The following is a 20563-nucleotide window of genomic DNA, read 5'->3' as shown; positions in this document are numbered from 1 at the left end:
AGCAGGCGGGCCAGACCCGCCTGCTTTCGGCTTACTGGGTCAGCTTGGCCTTGGCTGCCTCCAGGCCAGGTTTGCCATCAACCGTGGTCACGCCGGCGAGCCAGGTATCGAGCACTTGCGGGTTTTTCTTGATCCACGCCTTGGCAGCGGCGTCAGGCTTCATCTTGTCGTCCAGAACATTGCCCATCAGGGTGCTTTCCATGTCCAGCGTGAAGGACAGGTTTTTGAGCAACTGACCTACGTTGCTGCATTCCTGACTGTAACCTTTGCGAGTGTTGGTGTAGATGGTCGCCTGGCCATAGTTGGGGCCGAAAAAGTCATCACCACCTGTAAGGTATTTCATCTTGAAGCGGGTGTTCATCGGATGTGGTTCCCAGCCCAGGAACACAACGTCGTTTTTGCGTTTAACCGCGCGGTCGACCTGCGAGAGCATTGCGGCTTCACTGGACTCGACGACCTTGAAGCCTGCGTCTTTCAGGCCGAAGGCGTTCTTGTCGATCATGCTCTGGATCAGGCGGTTACCGTCGTTGCCAGGCTCGATGCCGTAGATCTTGCCGCCCAGTTCTTTCTTGAATTTGACGATGTCGGCGAAGTCGTGCAGGCCTTTGTCGTAGAGCTCTTGCGGAACGGCCAGAGTGTATTTGGCGTTTTCGAGGTTGGCGCGTACGGTTTCGACAGTCCCGGCTTCGCGGTAAGGCTTGATGTCGTTTTCCATGGTCGGCATCCAGTTGCCGAGGAAAACGTCCATGTTCTTGCCGTCTGCCAGCGACTTGTAGGTCACGGGTACGGAAATCATGGTGGTCTTGGTCTTATAGCCCAGCGATTCGAGTACGGCGCTGGTCACCGCAGTGGTGACGGTGATGTCAGTCCAGCCTACGTCGGAGAAGTTGACCGTATGACAGGCCTCTGGCTCGGCTGCCTGAGCAAGCACCGGCATACATAGCGTTGCGGCCAAGAGCAGCGATTTGGAACCTTTCATTGGGTGGACTCCTGTGAGTTTCTTGTGGTCATCAGCAGGTGAACGCTGACGCGGCTTATGGGTCGGCAAGGCTTTTCGCGAAGCTCCATCACTGCGCCTGGCGATCGAGTCGGATCCGATCATGTAACAGGGGAAATCAAACGCCTACAGGGGGCGTCGTATCCAGTGCAGGCGGCGTCGTATCCAGTGCGCGCAAGGTCGCTTACAGATTCTTTGCATCGTACACGCGCCTGGTTGCAGTGTTGGAACTGCTGAAAAGCGGCCAGTACGTCACGCAATCGCTGCGCATATCGGCAGCGTCGGTTGGCAGGTCGGTGCCTGCGCGAACGCGGTGCTTTTGAGGGGGGTAACGCCGACAAGTTCACTATCGGGTGTACTTTTGCCTTCTGATCCAGGTGCCTGACCGACATTTTGGCGCGCTGCGCGGTTTTCGACCACGGGCCTTTTCGGCCGCCACCTTTTGGCGCGCACAGCTATCAAGTTCTCTGGTTCGTCCACATGTGCGTTGAGTAGCACTCCCTGTGTACGCGGCGCCTGGCACTTGGCTGGAGTGCTACCGAATTGCTCATCGAATGCCGCAGTCGGCGGGCTCTGGCGTCGCAAACAGACACAGGGGTCGCTGCTGATTAGACGCTTCGCGACGTCGTTTTCAAACGTTATTGAATGGCCGATCAATTTTCGGCATGGGATTTGCGATGTCCTTCTCAGGCCCTGTAATGGAAAGGGCTATAAGAAGAGCCCGTCTTGAGGCCAACCACAGCCACGTGAGAGGAGATAGTGTGATGACATCGTTCAATCCAGGGACCCAACCCCAGAACCGCGCGCCGCAATCCATCGGCTTTCTGCTGTTGGACAACTTCACTCTGATCTCTCTCGCATCGGCGGTAGAACCCCTTCGCATGGCCAATCAGTTGTCGGGTCGCGAGCTGTATCGCTGGACGACGCTGAGCCTTGACGGTGGGCAGGTCTGGGCCAGCGACGGCTTGCAGATCACCCCGGACGCCGCCATGAACAAGGCGCCAGCGCTCGATACCGTCATTGTTTGTGGTGGCGTCGGCATTCAGCGTGCCGTCACCCGCGAACACGTAAGCTGGTTGCAGAGCCAGGCGCGTCAGTCGCGTCGTCTCGGCGCTGTGTGTACGGGCAGTTGGGCGCTGGCATGCGCCGGGTTGCTGGACGGTTTTGATTGCAGCGTGCATTGGGAATGCCTGGCGGCGATGCAGGAAGCCTTTCCGCGTGTGTCCATGAGCACACGGTTGTTCACGCTCGACCGCAACCGTTTCACCAGCTCCGGTGGTACAGCGCCACTGGATATGATGCTGCACCTGATCAGTCGTGATCATGGCCGCGAATTGTCGGCCGCTATTTCCGAGATGTTCGTCTACGAACGTATCCGTAACGAACAAGACCATCAGCGCGTTCCGCTCAAGCACATGCTCGGCACCAATCAGCCCAAATTGCAGGAGATTGTGGCGCTGATGGAAGCCAACCTTGAAGAACCGATCGACCTCGACGAGCTGGCGGTGTATGTCGCCGTCTCGCGCAGGCAGCTGGAGCGACTGTTCCAGAAATACCTGCACTGCTCGCCGTCGCGTTACTACCTGAAGCTGCGCCTGATTCGCGCACGGCAACTGCTCAAGCAGACACCGATGTCGATAATCGAAGTGGCGTCTGTGTGCGGCTTCGTTTCGACACCGCACTTCTCCAAGTGCTACCGCGAATATTTCGGCATCCCGCCGCGCGACGAGCGCGTGGGCTCCAACACTGCGCAACAGGTTGCCATGATGCCAATCCCGCATGCGCTGGTACTCGCCCCCTTGTCAGGTCCGCTCTCGGCTTTGAGTCAGGCGCGCAATGAGTCGACGTTTGCGAGTGTGAGGCTGTAGTTGCGCTGATCGATGCGTGAAGCTCCGGCATGCCGACGCGGAGCATCGGCACGATCATGGCTCAACGGGCGCTCACACCTGCCGCCGGATCAAAGCGCGAAGCGCGATACCATGCTGTTGAGGTCCACGGCCAGGCGTGACAGCTCTGTGCTGGCTGCGCTGGTCTGGTTGGCGCCGGTGGTGGATTGTGCCGACAGGTCGCGGATGTTCACCAGGTTGCGGTCCACTTCGCGTGCAACCTGAGCCTGTTCTTCAGCAGCGCTGGCGATGACCATGTTGCGCTCGTTGATCTCTTCGACCGCGACATTGATGGTGTTCAGCGCCAGGCCTGCACCTTTGGCGATGCTTAATGTGGACTCAGCGCGTTCCGTACTGTTGCGCATCGAACTGACCGCCTGCTCGGTGCCGCTCTGAATACTGCCGATCATCCGTTCGATTTCGCTGGTGGATTGCTGCGTGCGGTGCGCCAGAGCACGAACTTCATCGGCCACGACTGCAAAGCCGCGGCCTGCTTCGCCCGCACGCGCTGCTTCGATAGCCGCGTTGAGGGCCAGCAGGTTGGTCTGGTCGGCCAGACTGCGAATCACGTCCAGTACTTTGCCGATATCGCGTGACTCGTTAGCCAGGTTGATGATCAGTTCGGCGGTGCCTTTGACATCGCCGCTCATGCGCTCGATGGCACTGACGGTTTCCTGCACCAAGTCACGACCATCGCCAGCCGAGGTCGCAGCATTGCGCGACGCTTGCGAAGTGCTGACGGCATTGCGGGCAACTTCTTCTACAGCGCTGGTCATTTCGTTGACTGCGGTGGCAGCCTGTTCGATTTCATTGTTCTGCTGCACCAGTCCGCGTGCGCTTTCATCGGTAACCGCATTCAGCTCTTCAGCCGCCGAAGCCAGCTGCGTGGCCGAGCCGGAGATACCCTGCAACGTGTCGCGCAACTTATCCTGCATGGTTTTCATGGCCAGCAACAAGCGACCTGCTTCGTCGGTGCCGTCGATCGCGATTGGCTGGGTCAGGTTGCCTTTGGCGATGGTTTCCGCCGCATGAAGAGCAGTGGCAATCGGCGTGGTGATGCTTTTGATCAGCATCCAGGCAAACACGATGGTCAGCAATGTGGCAGCAATCAGCAGGCCGATCACCAGTTGCAGCGCCGAATCGTACTCGCTGGAGGCATCTGTCTTGACCTTGTTCAACTGCGCGGTGTTGTTCTCTACCAGCTTGCTGAGCACTGTGTTCATCTGGTCTGAGTTGCTGACCATCTCGTTGTTGAGCAGGTTCTGCAGCTCATCGAGCCTGTTGGCGCGCGTCAGGGTCTTCAGGCGTTCTTCAAGCTGTCGATACTGTCCCAGCAGTTGCACGTACTGGCCATAGAGATCGCGCTCGCTCGGGTCGCTGATGAGCTTTTCGTAGACAGCCTGAGCGTCAGTGATCTGCTTGTTGCGCATCGCCAGCAGGTCGATGGTCTTCTGCTGGGTTTCCGGGTCGCGGTTGACCAGCAACCGGTAAGACAAAACACGCAAGCGAATGCTGACTTCAGCAAAGCGATCCAGGCTCTTGATGCTGGGCACATTGCTGTCGGCCAGCACTTCGGTAGCGCTACGGATCTTGCTCATTTGTGACAATGCAAAAACACCCAGTATCAGCATGAGTGTGCCAATGATGGCGAATCCAAGAAACGCTCGGGGCGCTATGTTCATATTTCGCAGGGACATAGAAAGTTTCCAGGGTTATGTACGCGTTCCATGCGATTCAACGGGTGCAGGGGATGAAGTGAATGGCTGCCTATCGGTCATGCGACTGAAGTCTTGAGCCCGCAGGCACTTAATGCGCGCATCCACTCAATATCCATCAGCCGGGAGTCGTCTCGACAGACGGCGCAAGCTGTTGAAAAGGCTGAGATACAGGGCTTTTCGGTGATTTCAGGCTGCCCGCAAGCTGCGCGCATTTGTCGCACCCTTATGTGGCCTGACGAACAGCGGGAACCGCAACCGGATTATGCAGTCACAAGCCCCCCATGCGTTTGCGTTATCGACGTGTCCATGCCGTGACAGGTCAGTATTCAAACCCTGAGCGCTGGCATGCGCAGTGACTTTTCTTTATCGTGTGCGCCCGTTGAAATTTGCTCGAGAAATCAAAATGTTGGAAGCCTCCCTTAGCCAATTGGAACAGCTTGTCGGTGATCTGGTGCAACAGAATCAGGCCCTTCAGGACACAAATGCACAGCTCAACGCAGAGCTGGCAAAAGCCAAGGACGAGAACGAGAACTTGCAACTGAGTCTGATGGAGCAGGAAGAAAAACAGGGCAGCACCGCGGCCCGCATCCAGGCACTGGTTGACCGCGCTACCAGCGCAAGCGCTGTCGGCGCATGAACGTCGACGGCAGCGGTGTAACCGTTCTTTCAATTCTGGGTAACGAGTATTCGGTCAAGGCTCCGGCTGGTGAAGACCTCACGCTCATGAAGGCCGCCGCGATGCTCAATGCGTCGCTGGCCGACACCAAGCGCAAGTACCCGACCCTGATCGGTGATCGCTTGCTGGTTCTGGCAGCCTTGAACCTCTGCTCGCAGCAGATCGAGCTTGAGCAACTGCACAAGGTCGAGCTGAAACGTTACCGGGAGAAGGTCGATGCGACGGTAGATGTGATCGCCAAGACCATTTCCCAGGGCTGAACTCGGGTCGCATTCAAAACGAATGCGATTGCGTGCGTCTGCGCCATTGCCCCAGTCGTTCGTCGAGCAGCAGAGGGCTGTCGATCTGCTTTCTGCGGGCATGGCTGAACAGAATCAGCGCGAGCTCCGCCGTGACCAGTGCGTCGGCGCTGGCGTGGTGTCGCTCTTCTGCTTGCAGACCAAAGAAGCGGGTCCAGTCGTCCAGCCCTGCGTGACGCAGGTTGGCTTGTTCACACAGCATCGGTGCGAGTTCAGCGATGTCGAAGAACGGATGCTGCAAGCGATAGCCAAGGCTCTCTTTCAACGCGCGCGACAACATGTGCTGATCGAACGGCGCATGGAAGCCGAGAACCGGGCTGTCGCCGATGAACGCCATCAGATCCAGTAACGCCTCGACCGGCTCGCTGCCCGCTGCAATCGCGCTGGGTGCCAACCCGTGAATCAGCACGGCGGGACTGACCTTGTGATCGACACGCAACAGCGTGCGCTCGAACTGCTGGCCCAGGTCGATGGCGCCGTCTTCAATCACCACTGCGCCGATGGACAGCACCTGATCGCGGCTCATGTTCAGGCCGCTGGTTTCAAGGTCCAGCACCACCCAGCGTTGCTGGCGCAACGGCTTGTCGCTGAGCCTGGCGCAAGCTGGCAGTTGTTTGAGCCGGTCCAGGTGGGAGGCGTCCAGATGGGTTGTCTTCGGCCGCGGTTTCAGCCATTCGAACAGGTTCATAGTTGGTAACGCAGTGTCAGGCTGGTTTGCAGTCGCTGCGCCTGACGAAACGATTCGCGCAGAATGCGTCGGTCCAGATGGTTGAGCGTGTCTGGGTCAATGCGGTTTGAATACGCCAGGTTCTGGCGACTCTGCAACTGATGCTGCTGCATGCGAGTCTGTTGAATGAAGTGATAAGCCTCCTGGTACGCGGCACCATCCAGAGGGTCGATGACTTCACGCTCCACCAGTTGCCGCAGACGCTCCTGCGTGCTGTTGACGGCAATACCGTTGGCCAGCGCCAACAGCCGGGCGCCGTCTACAAAAGGCGTCAGACCTTCGGTCTTGAGGTCCAGAGTGTCTTTTTCATTGCCCTTGCGAGCCACGACGAAATCCTTGAAGCGGCCCACCGGCGGGCGCTGGCGCAAGGCGTTATCGGCCATCATGCGCTGGAATAACTGATTATCCGCGACCTGGTCAAGAATGCCGCGCCGCAATTGCTCGCAGCCGTTTTCATCACCCCAGACCACACGCAGATCGAAGTAGATACTCGACGCCAGCAGATTATCTGGAGTGGCTTCGCGGATGAAAGCTGAAAAACGATGTGACCATTCCTGCCGTGACAGGCACAAGTCAGGGTTGCCGGCCATGATATTGCCTTTGCACAGCGCGAAGCCGCACTGCGCCAGGCTCTGATTGATGCGTTCGGCAATCGGCAGCAGCAACCTCCGGGTCTGTTCTGCCTCTGCTGCATCGCGCGCCTCGAACAAAATGCCGTTGTCCTGATCGGTATGCAGGGTCTGTTCGCGTCGGCCTTCACTGCCGAAGCACAGCCAGCTGAAGGCAACCCCGGGGTCGCCTTTCTCCGCAAGCGTCAGTTCGATCACCCGGCAGACCGTATGGTCGTTGAGCAGGGTAATGATCTGGGTAATCTGGGTCGACGAAGCGCCGTGGGCCAACATGCGGTCGACCAACTGAACGATATCGCCCCGCAACCCGGCAAGCGCTTCAATGCGCGGCGCTGTGCGAATGGTGCGCGCCAGATGCACAAGGTCTACGCGCTGCAGGGAGAAAAGATCTCGCTCCGACACAACTCCGCACAATCTTCCGTCCTTGACCAGGCACACATGCGCAATGTGGCGCTCGGTCATGGCAATGGCCGCATCGAAAGCGCTGGCGTCCGGGCTCAGGTGAAAGGGCGACGGGCTCATGCTGTGACTGACGGGAGCGCTGAAGTCCACATTCACATCGGCAACCGCCTCGCGCAGGTCGCGCAGGGTAAAGATGCCCAGCGGCGCTTGCTGTTCGTCGACGATCACGATACTGCCCACCTGCTGCTCATGCATCAGCTTCACTGCATCGCGCATCGGCGTGTCAGGGTTGCATATCACCGGATGACGCATGGCCAGGTCGCCCAGGCGGGTGTTCAGGGAATATTGTGTACCGAGTGTTTCGGCGGCGCGCTGTTGAACCTGCTGATTGACCTGATCCAACAGGCTGCTGACCCCGCGCAAGGCGAAGTCGCGAAACGTCGTGGACAGTGCAAACAGCTTGATGAACGCCTGCTTGTTCAACTGCAGGCAAAACGTATCTTCGGCGGCCAGGTGCTCGGTGCGCGTCGCGCGTTCGCCCAGCAAAGCGGCCAGCGGGAAGCATTCGCCGGTAGTGATCTCAAACGTTGTCTCTGTGCCGCCTTTTGCAGAATGCGGCCGTTCGCCGACGATTCGTCCCTGTTTGACGATGTAAAAATGCTCTACTGGCCCATCGCCAGGCTTGATGATGCTTTCGTCAGCGGCGTAGAAACGGAGCTGACACTGCTCGACAAGGTAGGCCAGATGAGCGTTTTCCATCTGGTTGAACGGCGGGAATTTTTGCAGGAACTGCATGGTGCCGTGTATGTTCTGCAGCACGGCAGTCTTGCCTGCCTGGTTGAAAGCATCTGCCTTGCTCATGGCCCGGTCCGCGTTCTTGTTATTGGTGCTCATGGTCGGCCGCTTGCCGCCAGGTGCCCATTGGACGTAAGTCTTACGCCAGAATGATTGCTCGGCCAGGGTAATTGCCGGATAACTGATAGACAAACGCAATGGATTGCGCGCTGCGCCTGGCCAGGATGCCGACGAAATACATCGCAGATTGACCTGAATCTGTTGTCGGATAAGTCCAGGGAATGATGAGACTGCAATGATTGACCACGATATTCTGAGCGACGATGAGCGCAATGCCCTCAATGAGGTCATGCTCACGCCTGAACGCGACGCCCCGCAACGGGTCCTGATCGTTGATGACGACAGTGACGCGAGAGAACTGCTGGCAGAAATTCTGAGTCTCAACGACATCAGCTGCATGACCGCGCCCGGTGGCGACATCGCGCTGCGCATGCTCGAAACCCGTCAGTCCATTGGCCTGCTGATCACTGACCTGCGAATGGCCCCATTCGACGGGCTGCAACTGATCCGCAAGATTCGCGAATCGGATCGCGCGGATTTGCCGATCATCATCGTGTCCGGGGACGCCAATGTGCGTGACGCCATTGACGCCATGCACCTCGACGTTGTGGATTTTCTGCTTAAACCGCTGAACACCAAACAGCTGGTGAAGCTCGTCAAGCGCGAGTTGGGCGTGGGTTGAGGCCTTGCCAAACCTGGCTGGCTAGCGTGCCAATGCTTGCGCTGGCACGCTGAACCCCCCTGTTCAAGGCGGTGGAAACTGCGCTGCGGTGCGCTGACCGTCGACATTGGAGAGCTTCTGCCAGCGCAGCAGGTTGCGCCAGCCGACGACGGTCGAGTCCCGCGCCCGCTCGCGGACTATCAACACCAGTGGCCGCCACGTCTCTTTGGTCAACAAAATATCGTCAATGGCCTGTCTGGCCTTTTCCGCCGCCTGCGCGTCTCCGCGCTGCAATGCCAGGGTCTGAATGCCTCGATACCCGTCTATCTCGGCCCCGGCCCGACCTTTCATCGAGTAGTTGACGTTGTATTGGCAATACTTGCTGTCCTTGCTCAGACGCTTGATCGTCGCCTCGAAAGCATCAAGATGCATGGCTGCCCGCAGACGGTTGTCCGGGGTGTTTTTATTGCCGGTCTCATCCGGCTCCAGCGTTTCGATACAGCGCAGCAACCACAGGTCGCGGTTGGCGGTGATCTCGGCCTGCATATCGCGCGGCGTGGAATAGTGTCGGTCAAGATCGGCGTCCTGTTTGTCGCCGATCAGAAAGGGCGATATTTCGTTTTTTTCCAGCGCCCAAGCCAGATCGCGTGACATTCCCAGCTGCAAACCCAGCCCCTGACCCTGAACACCATAGTCAGCGTCTTTTTTTGCTGGCGTGGCCGAGCTGGCTATCGGCGCGAAGTTCAGGTTGGCAGTGACCCCCGCACGTTGCTGGGCGGTGTCAGCCTTGGCGCCTACGACGCTGATGAATCCTCCTGTTTCGGTGCGTTGCTCTTTTATTCGATCAGCTTCGGCGTACAGCGAGGGTTCCAGCGTCAATGTCTGCGATGCACCACTGGAGCCATCCTTGAAGCGTGCAGCCGGCGCGCGTAATGCCACACGCGCTGCTACGTTGCGGGTACTGGAAGTCGCATCGATCTGGCTCACAGAGACCTCAGGGCTACGCGCCAGTATGGATTCCAGCGGCCCGGAATAACGTTGGCCCTGTGTGGGCTCGATGATGTCCCAGCGCACCATGCTGTCCAGAGCGGTAAGCATGTTGCCGCGCATTTCATCGTCTTTGTGGCGAGTGCGGAAAAAACGCATGAGGGTCGAGCTGGTCTGGGTTTGCTGGGCGCTAAAACGGCCAGTGAACGCAGCCTGTATCGCCACCCCTTCTGCAACCGCGCCGCCGACGGCCACACCGATGGTCGCCTCGGCGGCCTCGGTTCGGGCCCTGCCGAAGGACATTTCCATTCCCAGAATCGGCATGAACAACTGGGCAAACGCTTCGTCACTGCGCGACTTTTCTGCCGAGAAGATCGGCGACACTGTGGGCGATATCAAGCCATAGGGCAGAGACGGCAGGCCTAACCCAAGGGTACCGCCACCGCCCAGGCGCAGTCGGTCGCGCAGGCGGCTTTCAAGAATGAACGGTTTGAAAAACGTCACGATGTCGCTTTTCTCGCTCAGGTGCCGGGTTTTCAACAGTTTTATCGCTGCGCTCAGGTCTTGATCAAGCACCTCGTCAACAGATTGAGCGGGTTGCAGCGCTGGCGGCAAAATCTCGCGCAGGTGCTCATCGACACGATTGATTGCCTCGTAAACTGACAATTTGCTGCTCGCAAGTTCGCTGTAAAGCGGCGGAAGTTCAATGTGTTGAGCTTTTTGCAGAACGTTGGCTGCACGCTTGCCGTTCGCGTCCGGCTTATCCCAGATCTGCGACAGCCGCTGCTGGTGGACGCGAGCCTTCAGCAGGCTTTGCATCGATTTGCCATCACGCTTTTTCAGCGTCGCTTGCGACAGATGAGTGCCTTTCTTTTCCAGTGTTTTCAGGTGGTCGAGCATGGCGTGGGCTGCCGAAATCTCAAGTTGCAGTTCCGGTGCGCCGCGGCAGTTTTTCAGGGTTTCTTCCAGCTGCTTTATTCGCGCTGTAATAACCTGATCAACTTGTCTTCTGGGCGATTGCAGCCCCATGCTTTCGCCCACCGTGTAGGCGCGATCCAGCGTCGATTTGGCAAAAGGTGTCTTGTTCAGCGTTGGGGCGAGGCGGCGTGGCAACGAGCTTTTCGCTGGGGCAGTTGCCGTGGTCTGCTCTGGAGTATTGGCTGCAACGGCGCGCATGACCCATTCCATCGTGGCTTTTTTCAGGCGTTGGTCATGTTGCGCATACGGCGTGCCGGGAGCATTGCTGTAATAGCCGTTACGAACCGCATTGAAGGCGGCGTGATCGACATCGTCGAACGACTTCTCGCTGCCATCCAGCTTATGACGTGCCACCTGTTTGGCCGTTTGCAGCCATGCCTTTACCTTGCCATCGGGCTCTTTTTGCTGCGCCTCGTCGGCGTTCCAGAACACCCTCAAAGGCTTGGCCCGTTCGGCCATTATCGGTTTAGTACCTTCGCTGGAGAGCAACTGAAGCATTTCCATGCCACGCGGAACACTTGCCAGTTTTCGACAAAAGTCGAGGGTGTCCCTCTGGACACTGTTGTTGTTTGCGCTACGCGTCCTGACCGACCTGGACAACTCCTCTGCAATGCGCGGCCAATGTTCCGGGGGATGCAGGTTCAGCAGGTCGAGTACGCGGTTGGCGCGTGCAGCGTCATTGCCCGTCAGTTCTGCCAGCGCCGACGTAACGATCTCGATAACCGCAAAGGGCGGAATCGGTGTTGGCGGGGGCGTAGCTTGCAGGCGGCCGGCAATGCGTTGCAGTGACGCTTTAATCTCGTCCGCGCCTGTCGTTGCAAAAGCATGCGCTTCACTGATCTGACTGGAGAGGTACTGTTCGCGGATGTTGTTGAGGGCGGTTTTGTTGTCTCTTTCTTGCGTTTCCCCCTCTGCAGGCGCTGTTACCTGTGTTGATTCGGGCAGCTTCTGTTCAAGTGTCTTGAGTGCAGAACGTTCGTTACTGGCGACAGCCAGCCGCTGGTGAAGCTCGCCCAGTTCGGCGTTCAAACGCGCAACATCGGCATCGACGCGCACCAGTCTTTTTGCCAGTTGCTCATGCGTTTGCATGGCCTGCGAACGCGTTGTGAGCGTTTGTTCGATGACACTGTCCAGCCTTTCGGCTTCGGCTGAACCGTCTGGCGTTGCCTGTCGCTGGGTACGCAAGGCAGAGAGCTGTGCGTTGGCCTGCGCGGCCGTTTGCTCGGCGGCGGTCATGTCATGGTCGAGCGAAATCAGCTCGCGGGTTTCCGCTACCTTGAGTTTCAACTCGATTGCGATAGCGGCGTGCCGATCACCGAAACGGGCATCTACCGTCTGCATACGTGTGCGCAGTTCACTGAGCCATTTCTGAGAAAACTCGGTTTTCTGTGCAGCCTGCTCCTGCCCCTCGCTCAACGCGCCCAGTTGCAACACCTCTGTACCCTGAATCAGCTCACGAAGTTGCTGGCTGGCGAGGCGGGTGGTGGTGTCGGCTTGTTGAACACGAACCCTGGCCTGATCCAGTCGCCCGGTCGACGAGGGTAATGTGGCCTGTTCAAGTGATTCAAGATGTTCGCGTGCCGCGACCAGCGCATGGGTCGCTGTGGCGAGAACCTTACTCTGCTGATCCAGTCGAGCGCTCAGCTCTTTGACGGTCGCTGCAATGGCTGTAGCACTCTGCTGCGAGTTAGCGCCCTTGGTCCTGGCTGCGCTGTCACTGCTGACAACCTCACGCAAAGGGGCAGGTTTGAGCCACGGAATAATCCTGGTGGTGATGCGCCTGACCGTTGAAGGCGCAGGACGCTCCCAGAGAGGCGTCGGCGCTGCCTTCAGGCTGTTCAGCGCCGACTCGGTCAGGCGCTGCAGTTCATGCGCCTCTTTGAGCAACGGATCGTGATCTTCATTGCTCGACGTATGCTCACCTTCCTCTGGAATCCCGCTGCGCAGCGGCCGGTTAAGCGTGCGACCGGTGCCAGGAATACCGAGACTGAAGTTGGTCTGGCGCTCTGAAAGTTTTCCAGCCAGGCGCGTTCTCAAACCATGTGCTTGCTGAACGCCCGGCGCTGACCGTGGCGCTGCGGGGTTTGCCACGGGAGTAGGTTCATGCACGTTGACGGGGGCGGGAGGTGGTGTTGGCTGCGATGTAGATCCTGTTTCGAGAGGTACAACCGGATTGGTAGAACGAGTATCGATTCTTAAGTTCATGAGCAGCTCCATCAGCTCAGGTATCAAGTTCGACAGATCAATACAGGTGGTGGTAGTAATCGACACTGCACGTTAGGTGGTGCGTGAAAGGTGTTCGAAGGGCTATCGCCATGACGCCTGAGCGTTGCATGCGACACTTCTTCAAATTGCCAAGGCGGCACGGGGAGGCGTGTTTGCTCGAGGGTGGGGCTAAGAGCTGACTCGCGGTTTGCGTCCTTTAGTGGGTCAGCTGGGGCAGGTGCCTGAAACCGCTCCTTCCTGGGCGGGTGGTTTTCGGACCTGTCTGGATGGGTGGCCGGTATGTGGATTCGGTTCCGGGTTTTTTATTTTGATGAAAGCGGAAGGGTGATGAGCGGGGCTGAAAGTTCAAGGCATGGCCGACTGATCGCCCATACAGTCAGAGGCGTTCGGGCCGATGGGGATCATTCCTGCGTAGACGAAACCCGACTCTTCTCCCCAATCTATTCCCCATCCTGCTGTTTCAAGGTCATAAATCTTGTTTTCTGAAATCAGTTCACCGTTGCGATTGTCATACAGCCGATAGAAGCCAGGGTAGCCCCACAACGGGAACCATTTTGGCGGTACGTCTTCGTCAGGATGAGGCTTGCGATGAAACATATTCGGCAGTACCCAGAATGGTTTAAATGTTTCGAGTCTGTAGCAGCCATCAGGGCTGACGATCGGGTCACCTGACCTTTCCGCCAAGCCTTTTTCCCACCATTGCGACGCGGTCCATAGGCTGAGTGCGATGGTGATGCAGGTTGCAAGAAAGATGATGCGTGTCGATGGCGGCTTCATTCTTGAGACGCACCACGTGCGGTGGGCCGATCCCCCATACAGTCAGGGACATTCGGCCCGATGGGGATCATTCCGGCATGGACCATTCCTGACCCACCGCCCCAAGACATTGGCCCGCCTGCCGACTCCAGATCATGAATCTCGGTTTCCGAGATCAATTCGCCAGTGCGATGATCGTAGAGACGGAAAAATGCAGGGTAGCCCCACCAAGGGAGCCATTCCCGAGGTACACCTTCGTTCGGGTCGGGCATTGTGTGAAACATCATGGGCAAAACCCAAAATGGCTTGAATAGCTCTACGCGATAACAACCGCCAGGGCTGATATAGGGTTCACTCAAGCGTTCGGCCAAGCCTATTTCCCACCACTCCGACGCAGCCCACAGGCTTAGGGCGACGGCGGTGTAGGCTGTTAGAAAGGAAATGCGCCTTCGAAGGTCTTTCATTCTTCTGGTGTCAGCTGTGTGGGTAGGTCGCCGATGCAATCGGGGGCATTCGGGCCGATATAGATCATTCCTTCGTATACGCCGGGTCGCAGTCGGTCACCCCAGAAAGTACCGCCGCCGCCCGTACGTCCAAAATCATACACTTCGCTTTCCCCCAGAAAAGCGTTGGTACGGTGGTCATATAGCCGGTCAAAGCCTGGAGCTATCCATTGAACAAACCACTGAGGTTTCTCAACTTTATCGGGAGTTCCCCATGGATGTAACCATGTAGGAAGCAGCCATGCTGGCGTATAGCTTTCGATTCTGTAACATTTGTTGGGGCTAATGATGATTTGATTTTCCTTTGTGGCTAAGCCCTTTTCCCACCACTCTGAAGCGGTCCAGGCGCCTGTTGAAATTGTAATGTAGGAAAATAAAAATAATAAGCGTCGCCCCAGAATATTCATGTCCAATCGCCGAGATCAATGCATTTTTCAATTGTTTTCCATAGTACGTCTGAGTAGATAATAAAGTCGCCACCTTTATGGCGCGCAGCTCTGTAGTCGCGAAAGTTTTCGTTTGTGACCGCTGCAAAAGGACCATCTTTGAGTCTGATGATTAGATTTCCTTGCGGGGTAAGAGCGATTACTGTCTCTGTTTTTGTGAGCAGCCGATCTTCTGTCTATGTTCCAAGGTACTGAAGCCCATTGAAGTCATAATGGTCGCGGATGTAAAAACCTGCCTTATGAATGTTGAAAAAAAGCGAGGTTTCTCATCTGATCTGTTTTTTATTTCTACTGCTTCTCCAATTACGCCAACTTTCAGTGTGGCGGATCCTAGGGCGCCGTACATATCATCAGCTACGTCCCACGTACTACCGAAGTTTTTTATGTTTATTTGAGATGATTTATCTATTTGTCTTGCCCCTAGATTTTCGTGTCCCAAGCGGAATGACCCCCTTCCATCCCAGCCAGCGTGCTTTAATCTTTCTTTCAGGAGGCCTATGGCAGGGACGCTGGTTAGTCTGGACTCAGCCGAGGCGACGGCCTCTCGGCATCGCTCAAATGTCATTGCCCATTCCATCTTTACTATGTCTTCGTCGCATTGCTCTGGCATTAATGCGGCAGGCTCAGGTCTGGTTTCTTTTTTTTTCCAATCCGCCGGCATCTCCTACCCCGGGCTATCAAACCATCGTTGCATCAACGCCGCAGCGGTATCCCAGCCCATGTTGCGCATGGCGCCCGGGATGCGGGACAGGGCGAGGTTTTCGATGATGACTTGCTTGGGTGGCGTGTCCAAGGGTGCATAGGTGCGTGACACACCCTGTGGCAGGGCGAAGTAGGTATCGGGACCGACGGCATTGGTGCGCTGGAAATAATTCAGGGACATGTTCAGTTACTCCATTACAGGCCAAGGGGCGGAGGCGGCAAACTGCAGGGTCGAGGGGCTTGAACTGCCATGTTTGCGGCTGTGGCCGTGCTCATCGAGGGTGCCGCGAGCCGTGCATTGGTTATGTTCCAGCAGCACGTAATCCAGATGCCCAAGGCGATTGCGTTGGTGGGTGAGCATTTGAAAATGCTCGTCATACACGATTCGGTTTTGTTTAGACGTCGGCGCAGTGTAGGACTGAGCAAGTACGACGGGGGTATATGCCCGTTTTCTTGGTGAGGGGAGCCTGTCATGACGTGTCCTCCATGATCGGTCATATCACCTACAACAATTGCCAGTCGGTTCATGCAACTCTCCTTGAGCAGAACTGAAGTCATGGCCACTCTCAATGCTCATCAGTTTAAACGACGTTGTTTAAGATGTATGACTTTTGTTAATGCAACAGGAAGAGAGATAGCACTGTGTGTCGTGCGCGGGAATACCTTGTGGTTACGTTTTTATAATTTAAGACTCGACTTACTATATTGATCAGGCGTCTTACGCGGGGGATAACTTTTTCCCACAAACGGGATGAAGTTTGTTTTGCTTCTATGATGTGTCGAGTTGGAAAGTATCTGGGTCGTTCAAACGAAAAAACGCGATGTTTACTCATCACCTTCCCGAAGAGGCAGCAAGCCGCCTCTCCGGTCCGGTGACTGGAATCCTTACACTCCGTTCTTGGTTTTGAACTCACGACGACGACGATGCAGCACCGGCTCGGTGTATCCGTTCGGCTGTTTTGTGCCTTCGATTACCAGCTCGACGGCCGCCTGGAAGGCGATGTTGCTGTCGAAGTCTGGCGCGAGTGGGCGGTACAGTGGGTCGTTGGCGTTCTGGCGGTCCACGACGGGTGCCATGCGCTTCAAGCTTTCCAGGACCTGAGCTTCAGTGACCACGCCATGACGCAGCCAGTTGGCCATGTGCTGGCTGGAGATGCGCAGCGTGGCGCGGTCTTCCATGAGGCCGATGTCGTTGATGTCCGGCACTTTCGAGCAACCTACGCCCTGATCGATCCAGCGCACCACGTAGCCAAGAATACCCTGGGCGTTGTTGTCCAGTTCGTTCTGGATTTCTTCCGGCGTCCAGTTGGTGTTCGGTGCAAGCGGGATGGTCAGGATGTCGTCTACCGAAGCCTGTTCGCGTTGCGCCAGCTCTGCCTGACGGGCAAACACGTCAACCTTGTGATAGTGCAGGGCGTGCAGCGCAGCAGCGGTAGGTGAGGGCACCCAGGCCGTGTTCGCACCAGCCAGTGGATGAGCGATTTTCTGCTCCAGCATGGCGGCCATCAGATCGGGCATGGCCCACATACCCTTGCCGATCTGCGCACGACCTTGCAGGCCGCATTTCAGGCCGATATCGACGTTGGAGTTTTCGTAGGCCGAGATCCATTTTTCAGCTTTCATCTGAGCCTTGCGCACTACCGCGCCTGCTTCCATCGATGTATGGATTTCATCGCCGGTACGGTCCAGGAAGCCAGTGTTGATGAACACCACTCGCTCACTCGCTGCCTGAATGCAGGCCTTGAGGTTGACCGTCGTGCGGCGCTCTTCGTCCATAATCCCGACTTTCAGCGTGTTGCGCGGCAAGCCCAGTACCTGTTCGATACGTCCGAACAGTTCGTTGGTAAACGCGGCTTCTTCCGGCCCGTGCATCTTCGGTTTGACGATGTACATCGAGCCGCTGCGGCTGTTGCTGCGCGAGTTGTTGCCGTTGAGGTTATGAATTGCCGCAAGGCTGGTCAGCAGGCCGTCGAGAATACCCTCGGGCACTTCATTGCCATGCTTGTCGAGGATCGCATCGATGGTCATCAAGTGACCGACATTGCGGATGAACAGCAAAGAGCGGCCATGCAGTGTGACCTCGCCGCCTTGCGGTGTGGTGTAGACGCGGTCGGGATTCATGGTGCGGGTGAAGGTTTCACCGCCCTTGGACACCGACTCCGCCAGATCACCCTTCATCAGGCCCAGCCAGTTGCGGTAAACGACCACTTTGTCATCTGCATCTACAGCCGCGATGGAGTCTTCGCAGTCCATGATGGTGGTCAGCGCGGCTTCCATGACGATGTCTTTCACGCCTGCCGGATCGGTCTGACCGACCGGGCTGGCAGGGTCGATCTGTAATTCGAAATGCAGGCCGTTGTGTCTGAACAGCACGGCGAAAGGCGCCGAGGCATCGCCCTGCAAACCAACCAGTTGTGCGTCGTCACGCAGGCCGGTGTTGCTGCCGCCCTTGAGGCTGATGACCAGTTTGCCGTCGATCATTTTGTAAGCAGTCGAGTCAACGTGCGAGCCTGCCGCCAATGGCGCAGCCTGATCCAGAAACGCTCGGGCGAAGGCGATGACCTTGTCGCCACGCACCTTGTTGTAGCCCTTACCCTTTTCGGCTCCGCCTTCTTCACTGATCGCGTCGGTGCCGTAGAGGGCGTCATACAGCGAGCCCCAGCGTGCGTTAGACGCATTGAGGGCGAAACGCGCGTTCATCACCGGCACCACCAGTTGGGGGCCGGCCATGCTGGCTATTTCTTCATCGACGTTTTGTGTGGTGATCTGGAAGTCTGCTGCTTCTGGCAACAGATAGCCGATTTCCTGCAGGAAAGCCTTGTAGGCTGAGGCATCGTGAGACTGCCCCGCGCGGGACCGGTGCCAGGCATCGATTTGTGCCTGTAATTCATCGCGCTTGGCGAGCAGTGCCTTGTTCTTTGGCGCCAGGTCGTGGATTAGTTGATCCGCACCGGCCCAAAACGCCGCAGCATCGACGCCGGTTCCAGGGATGGCTTCGTTCTGCACGAAGTCGAACAGGACTCTGGCGACTTGCAGGCCACCGACTTGAACGTATTCAGTCATTACACTTGCCTCACTCTGCTCAGCAGGGGCGAACGCACTCGGAGAGCGCTCTGTTATTGATCTTTTGCCATGTAGTGCGTGACCGGGGATGCTACATGAGCGGCAATCGCGTGGAAACGTTGCTGAACATGTCAGTAAACGACTGAACACTCATGCCGGGTCACGCTATTTCACTGTGCGCTCGAAAGCGCTCGGGATTGTTCCACAAAGCGTGCCAGACGGTACACGATTTGCCATGCATGAGTTGCCCTTCAAGCACGCCTATACTCGTGGGAATATCGAAGTGTCCAAATCATCTGCACTGCAAGAGGAATAGACCGTGGATCATCTCGTCGTAACGCTGGTTGCTCCCGACAAACCCGGGCAGGTCGAACGCATTGCCCAGTGCATTGCTGAGCATGGCGGTAACTGGCTGGAAAGCCGCATGTCACGCATGGCCGGGCAGTTCGCCGGGATACTCAAGGTTGGTGTCGAAACAGAAAAGTACGACGACCTGATCAAGGCCCTGAACGAATTGTCGGTGCATGGCATCCGCATGCTGCTGGCCGAAAGCGTTGTCGAAACCAGTGGCACCACTCGGCCGATCAGCATGGAACTGGTCGGCAACGACCGCCCTGGCATCGTGCGCGATATCACCCGTTTGCTGGCCGGGCAGGGCGTCAATGTTGAGCACCTGATTACCGACGTCACCCCGGCTCCCATGAGCAGCGAACTGCTGTTCCATGCCAACGCAGTGCTGGGCGTGCCAGCGGGCTTGTCGCTGGATGATCTGCAGGCAGGGCTTGAGACGCTGGCTGATGATTTGATGGTGGAGTTGGTGTTGGGTGGAGAAGAGTGATTCGAGTCTTCAGGTTATCCAGTTTAACCGTGCACCTGCCTGTGGATAAGCTGGGGGAATAGCCTTGCGCGCCAAGTCCACTGTGGCCTGTAGAGAACTGATCAAAAATCCAACAGTTTCAAGGGTTTGTGCACAGATAAGGTCAGCCTGCCTGTGGATAACCCTTGGAGAACCCTCTGCAGGCCCCGTTTTGAAAGGCCTGCGTGGCGTTGTATGTTTTTTGATCAGCGACGGCCGCGGGATTTCAGCCAGATATCCACACTGTAGATCGCCAGCCCGGCCCAGATGAAGGCAAAGGTGATGAGGGTGCTGGTGGTCAGCTGTTCGCCATACAGCAATACCGCGAGCAGCAGGACCAGGGTTGGCGCGACGTATTGCAGGAAGCCCAGTGTGGTAAATGGCAAGTGGCGGGCCGCTGCGTTGAAGCACACCAAGGGGATCAGCGTGACCGGGCCAGCGGCGGCGAGCCATATGGCTTGGGTCGTCGTCCAGAACTCGGCTTGTGTGCTGACGGCCGTGGGGTTGAGGACCAGCCAGATCAACGCCAGCGGTACCAGCATCCAGGTCTCGACGACCAGACCGGGCAGGGCAGCGACCGGGGCCTTTTTGCGGATCAGGCCGTAGAAAGCGAACGTCAGTGGCAGTGCCAGTGACACCCACGGCAAGCTGCCGACATGCCAGACCTGTTGGGCGACGCCTGTCGCCGCCAAAGCGACCGCGACCCATTGCAGACGCCTTAGCCGCTCACCCAGCAGCACCATGCCGAGCAGCACATTGACCAGCGGGTTGATGTAATAGCCAAGACTGGCTTCAAGCATGCGCCCGTTGTTCACAGCCCATACGTAGACGATCCAGTTGGCGGCGATCAGGGTGCCGCTCAGCGCCAGTACGGCGAGTCGTTGCGGGTTGTTGCGCAGGTCGCTCCACCAGCCGGGATGCTTCCAGAGCATCAGCACAATCGAGCCGAAGAGCGCCGACCAGAGCGCGCGGTGGATGATGATTTCGATGGCCGGAACGGCGGCGATGGCTTTGAAATAGAGAGGGAACAGGCCCCAGATGATGTAGGCACACAGGCCCAGGATGTATCCACGACGTGGATTGGCAGCTTGCATGGAGCGTCCCTTTAATACAGAAGATTCCAGTTTTATTGTGGGGTGATGCGGATGATGGCTGTGATCGTACACACGCTGGAGCGCTTATCGTCATACACAAGC

The 20563-nt window shown here is 57.3% G+C and carries 16 protein-coding genes and 2 pseudogenes; 5 read left to right on the top strand and 13 right to left on the bottom strand.

Annotated elements, in window-relative coordinates; genetic code table 11:
• Positions 1-31: 31 nt before the first annotated feature.
• On the bottom strand, positions 32-979 hold the full coding sequence (locus tag POR16_RS23190; RefSeq protein WP_005896431.1) for a choline ABC transporter substrate-binding protein: 948 nt from the start codon (positions 977-979) through the stop codon (positions 32-34).
• A 782-nt stretch (positions 980-1761) separates the two neighbouring features.
• Here POR16_RS23190 and gbdR point away from each other — a divergent pair.
• Positions 1762-2865, top strand: coding sequence for a choline metabolism transcriptional regulator GbdR (gene gbdR / locus POR16_RS23185; protein WP_005896432.1), 1104 nt, complete (start codon positions 1762-1764; stop codon positions 2863-2865).
• Between the two features lie 89 nt (positions 2866-2954).
• Here gbdR and POR16_RS23180 read toward each other — a convergent pair whose 3' ends face one another.
• Together POR16_RS23180 and POR16_RS27180 are read right to left on the bottom strand one after the other, a co-directional pair.
• Positions 2955-4085 (bottom strand): methyl-accepting chemotaxis protein, encoded by a 1131-nt coding sequence (locus POR16_RS23180; RefSeq protein ID WP_407059697.1) that lies wholly within the window; start codon positions 4083-4085, stop codon positions 2955-2957.
• Positions 4086-4514, bottom strand: a pseudogene (locus POR16_RS27180) (MCP four helix bundle domain-containing protein); the annotation flags it as partial. It lies immediately after the preceding gene.
• Between the two features lie 490 nt (positions 4515-5004).
• On the opposite strand from POR16_RS27180, the gene POR16_RS23175 reads away from it, so the two are divergent.
• Positions 5005-5238: a hypothetical protein gene (locus POR16_RS23175; protein ID WP_005896437.1), complete on the top strand. Its 234-nt coding sequence runs from the start codon at positions 5005-5007 to the stop codon at positions 5236-5238.
• On the top strand, positions 5235-5537 hold the full coding sequence (locus tag POR16_RS23170; protein WP_005896439.1) for a cell division protein ZapA: 303 nt from the start codon (positions 5235-5237) through the stop codon (positions 5535-5537). Before POR16_RS23175 ends, POR16_RS23170 begins: the two co-directional genes overlap by 4 nt.
• A 13-nt stretch (positions 5538-5550) precedes the next feature.
• Here POR16_RS23170 and POR16_RS23165 read toward each other — a convergent pair whose 3' ends face one another.
• Together POR16_RS23165 and POR16_RS23160 are read right to left on the bottom strand one after the other, a co-directional pair.
• Complete coding sequence (locus tag POR16_RS23165) at positions 5551-6264, bottom strand: 3'-5' exonuclease (RefSeq protein WP_005896441.1); 714 nt, start codon at positions 6262-6264, stop codon at positions 5551-5553.
• Complete coding sequence (locus tag POR16_RS23160) at positions 6261-8195, bottom strand: putative nucleotidyltransferase substrate binding domain-containing protein (RefSeq protein ID WP_005896443.1); 1935 nt, start codon at positions 8193-8195, stop codon at positions 6261-6263. The genes POR16_RS23165 and POR16_RS23160 overlap by 4 nt, the downstream gene beginning before the upstream one ends.
• A 229-nt stretch (positions 8196-8424) precedes the next feature.
• On the opposite strand from POR16_RS23160, the gene POR16_RS23155 reads away from it, so the two are divergent.
• On the top strand, positions 8425-8871 hold the full coding sequence (locus POR16_RS23155) for a response regulator (RefSeq protein WP_005896447.1): 447 nt from the start codon (positions 8425-8427) through the stop codon (positions 8869-8871).
• A gap of 63 nt (positions 8872-8934) precedes the next feature.
• Here the strand turns inward: POR16_RS23155 and POR16_RS23150 are convergent, their stop codons facing one another.
• The 7 genes and pseudogenes from POR16_RS23150 to POR16_RS23120 all read right to left on the bottom strand — a co-directional run bounded on the left by POR16_RS23150 (position 8935) and on the right by POR16_RS23120 (position 18511).
• Positions 8935-12702: a coiled-coil domain-containing protein gene (locus tag POR16_RS23150; RefSeq protein WP_042932998.1), complete on the bottom strand. Its 3768-nt coding sequence runs from the start codon at positions 12700-12702 to the stop codon at positions 8935-8937.
• 684 nt (positions 12703-13386) lie between these two features.
• Positions 13387-13818, bottom strand: a complete 432-nt coding sequence (locus POR16_RS23145; protein WP_005896450.1) for a hypothetical protein — start codon at positions 13816-13818, stop codon at positions 13387-13389.
• Positions 13815-14261, bottom strand: coding sequence for a hypothetical protein (locus POR16_RS23140; protein ID WP_005896452.1), 447 nt, complete (start codon positions 14259-14261; stop codon positions 13815-13817). Before POR16_RS23140 ends, POR16_RS23145 begins: the two co-directional genes overlap by 4 nt.
• Positions 14258-14707 carry a hypothetical protein gene (locus POR16_RS23135; RefSeq protein WP_005896454.1) on the bottom strand — a complete coding sequence of 150 codons (450 nt, stop codon included), beginning with the start codon at positions 14705-14707 and terminating at the stop codon, positions 14258-14260. The genes POR16_RS23140 and POR16_RS23135 overlap by 4 nt, the downstream gene beginning before the upstream one ends.
• Positions 14704-15629: pseudogene (locus POR16_RS23130) on the bottom strand (DUF6402 family protein). Before POR16_RS23130 ends, POR16_RS23135 begins: the two are co-directional and overlap by 4 nt.
• 6 nt (positions 15630-15635) lie before the next feature.
• Positions 15636-15809 carry a hypothetical protein gene (locus POR16_RS26720; RefSeq protein WP_223810622.1) on the bottom strand — a complete coding sequence of 58 codons (174 nt, stop codon included), beginning with the start codon at positions 15807-15809 and terminating at the stop codon, positions 15636-15638.
• 524 nt (positions 15810-16333) lie between these two features.
• Complete coding sequence (locus POR16_RS23120; RefSeq protein WP_005896457.1) at positions 16334-18511, bottom strand: malate synthase G; 2178 nt, start codon at positions 18509-18511, stop codon at positions 16334-16336.
• A 319-nt stretch (positions 18512-18830) separates the two neighbouring features.
• On the opposite strand from POR16_RS23120, the gene POR16_RS23115 reads away from it, so the two are divergent.
• Entirely contained in the window at positions 18831-19349 is a 519-nt protein-coding gene (locus POR16_RS23115; protein ID WP_005896459.1) for a glycine cleavage system transcriptional repressor, read from the top strand.
• A gap of 224 nt (positions 19350-19573) precedes the next feature.
• Here POR16_RS23115 and rarD read toward each other — a convergent pair whose 3' ends face one another.
• Positions 19574-20461: an EamA family transporter RarD gene (gene rarD, locus POR16_RS23110; protein ID WP_005896461.1), complete on the bottom strand. Its 888-nt coding sequence runs from the start codon at positions 20459-20461 to the stop codon at positions 19574-19576.
• Between the last annotated feature and the right edge of the window lie 102 nt (positions 20462-20563).

The organism is Pseudomonas coronafaciens pv. oryzae str. 1_6 (assembly GCF_000156995.2).
Taxonomy (GTDB): Bacteria; Pseudomonadota; Gammaproteobacteria; order Pseudomonadales; family Pseudomonadaceae; genus Aquipseudomonas; species Aquipseudomonas tremae.
Note: the sequence above shows the minus strand (reverse complement) of the source record. Positions and strands in the feature narration are given on the sequence as shown.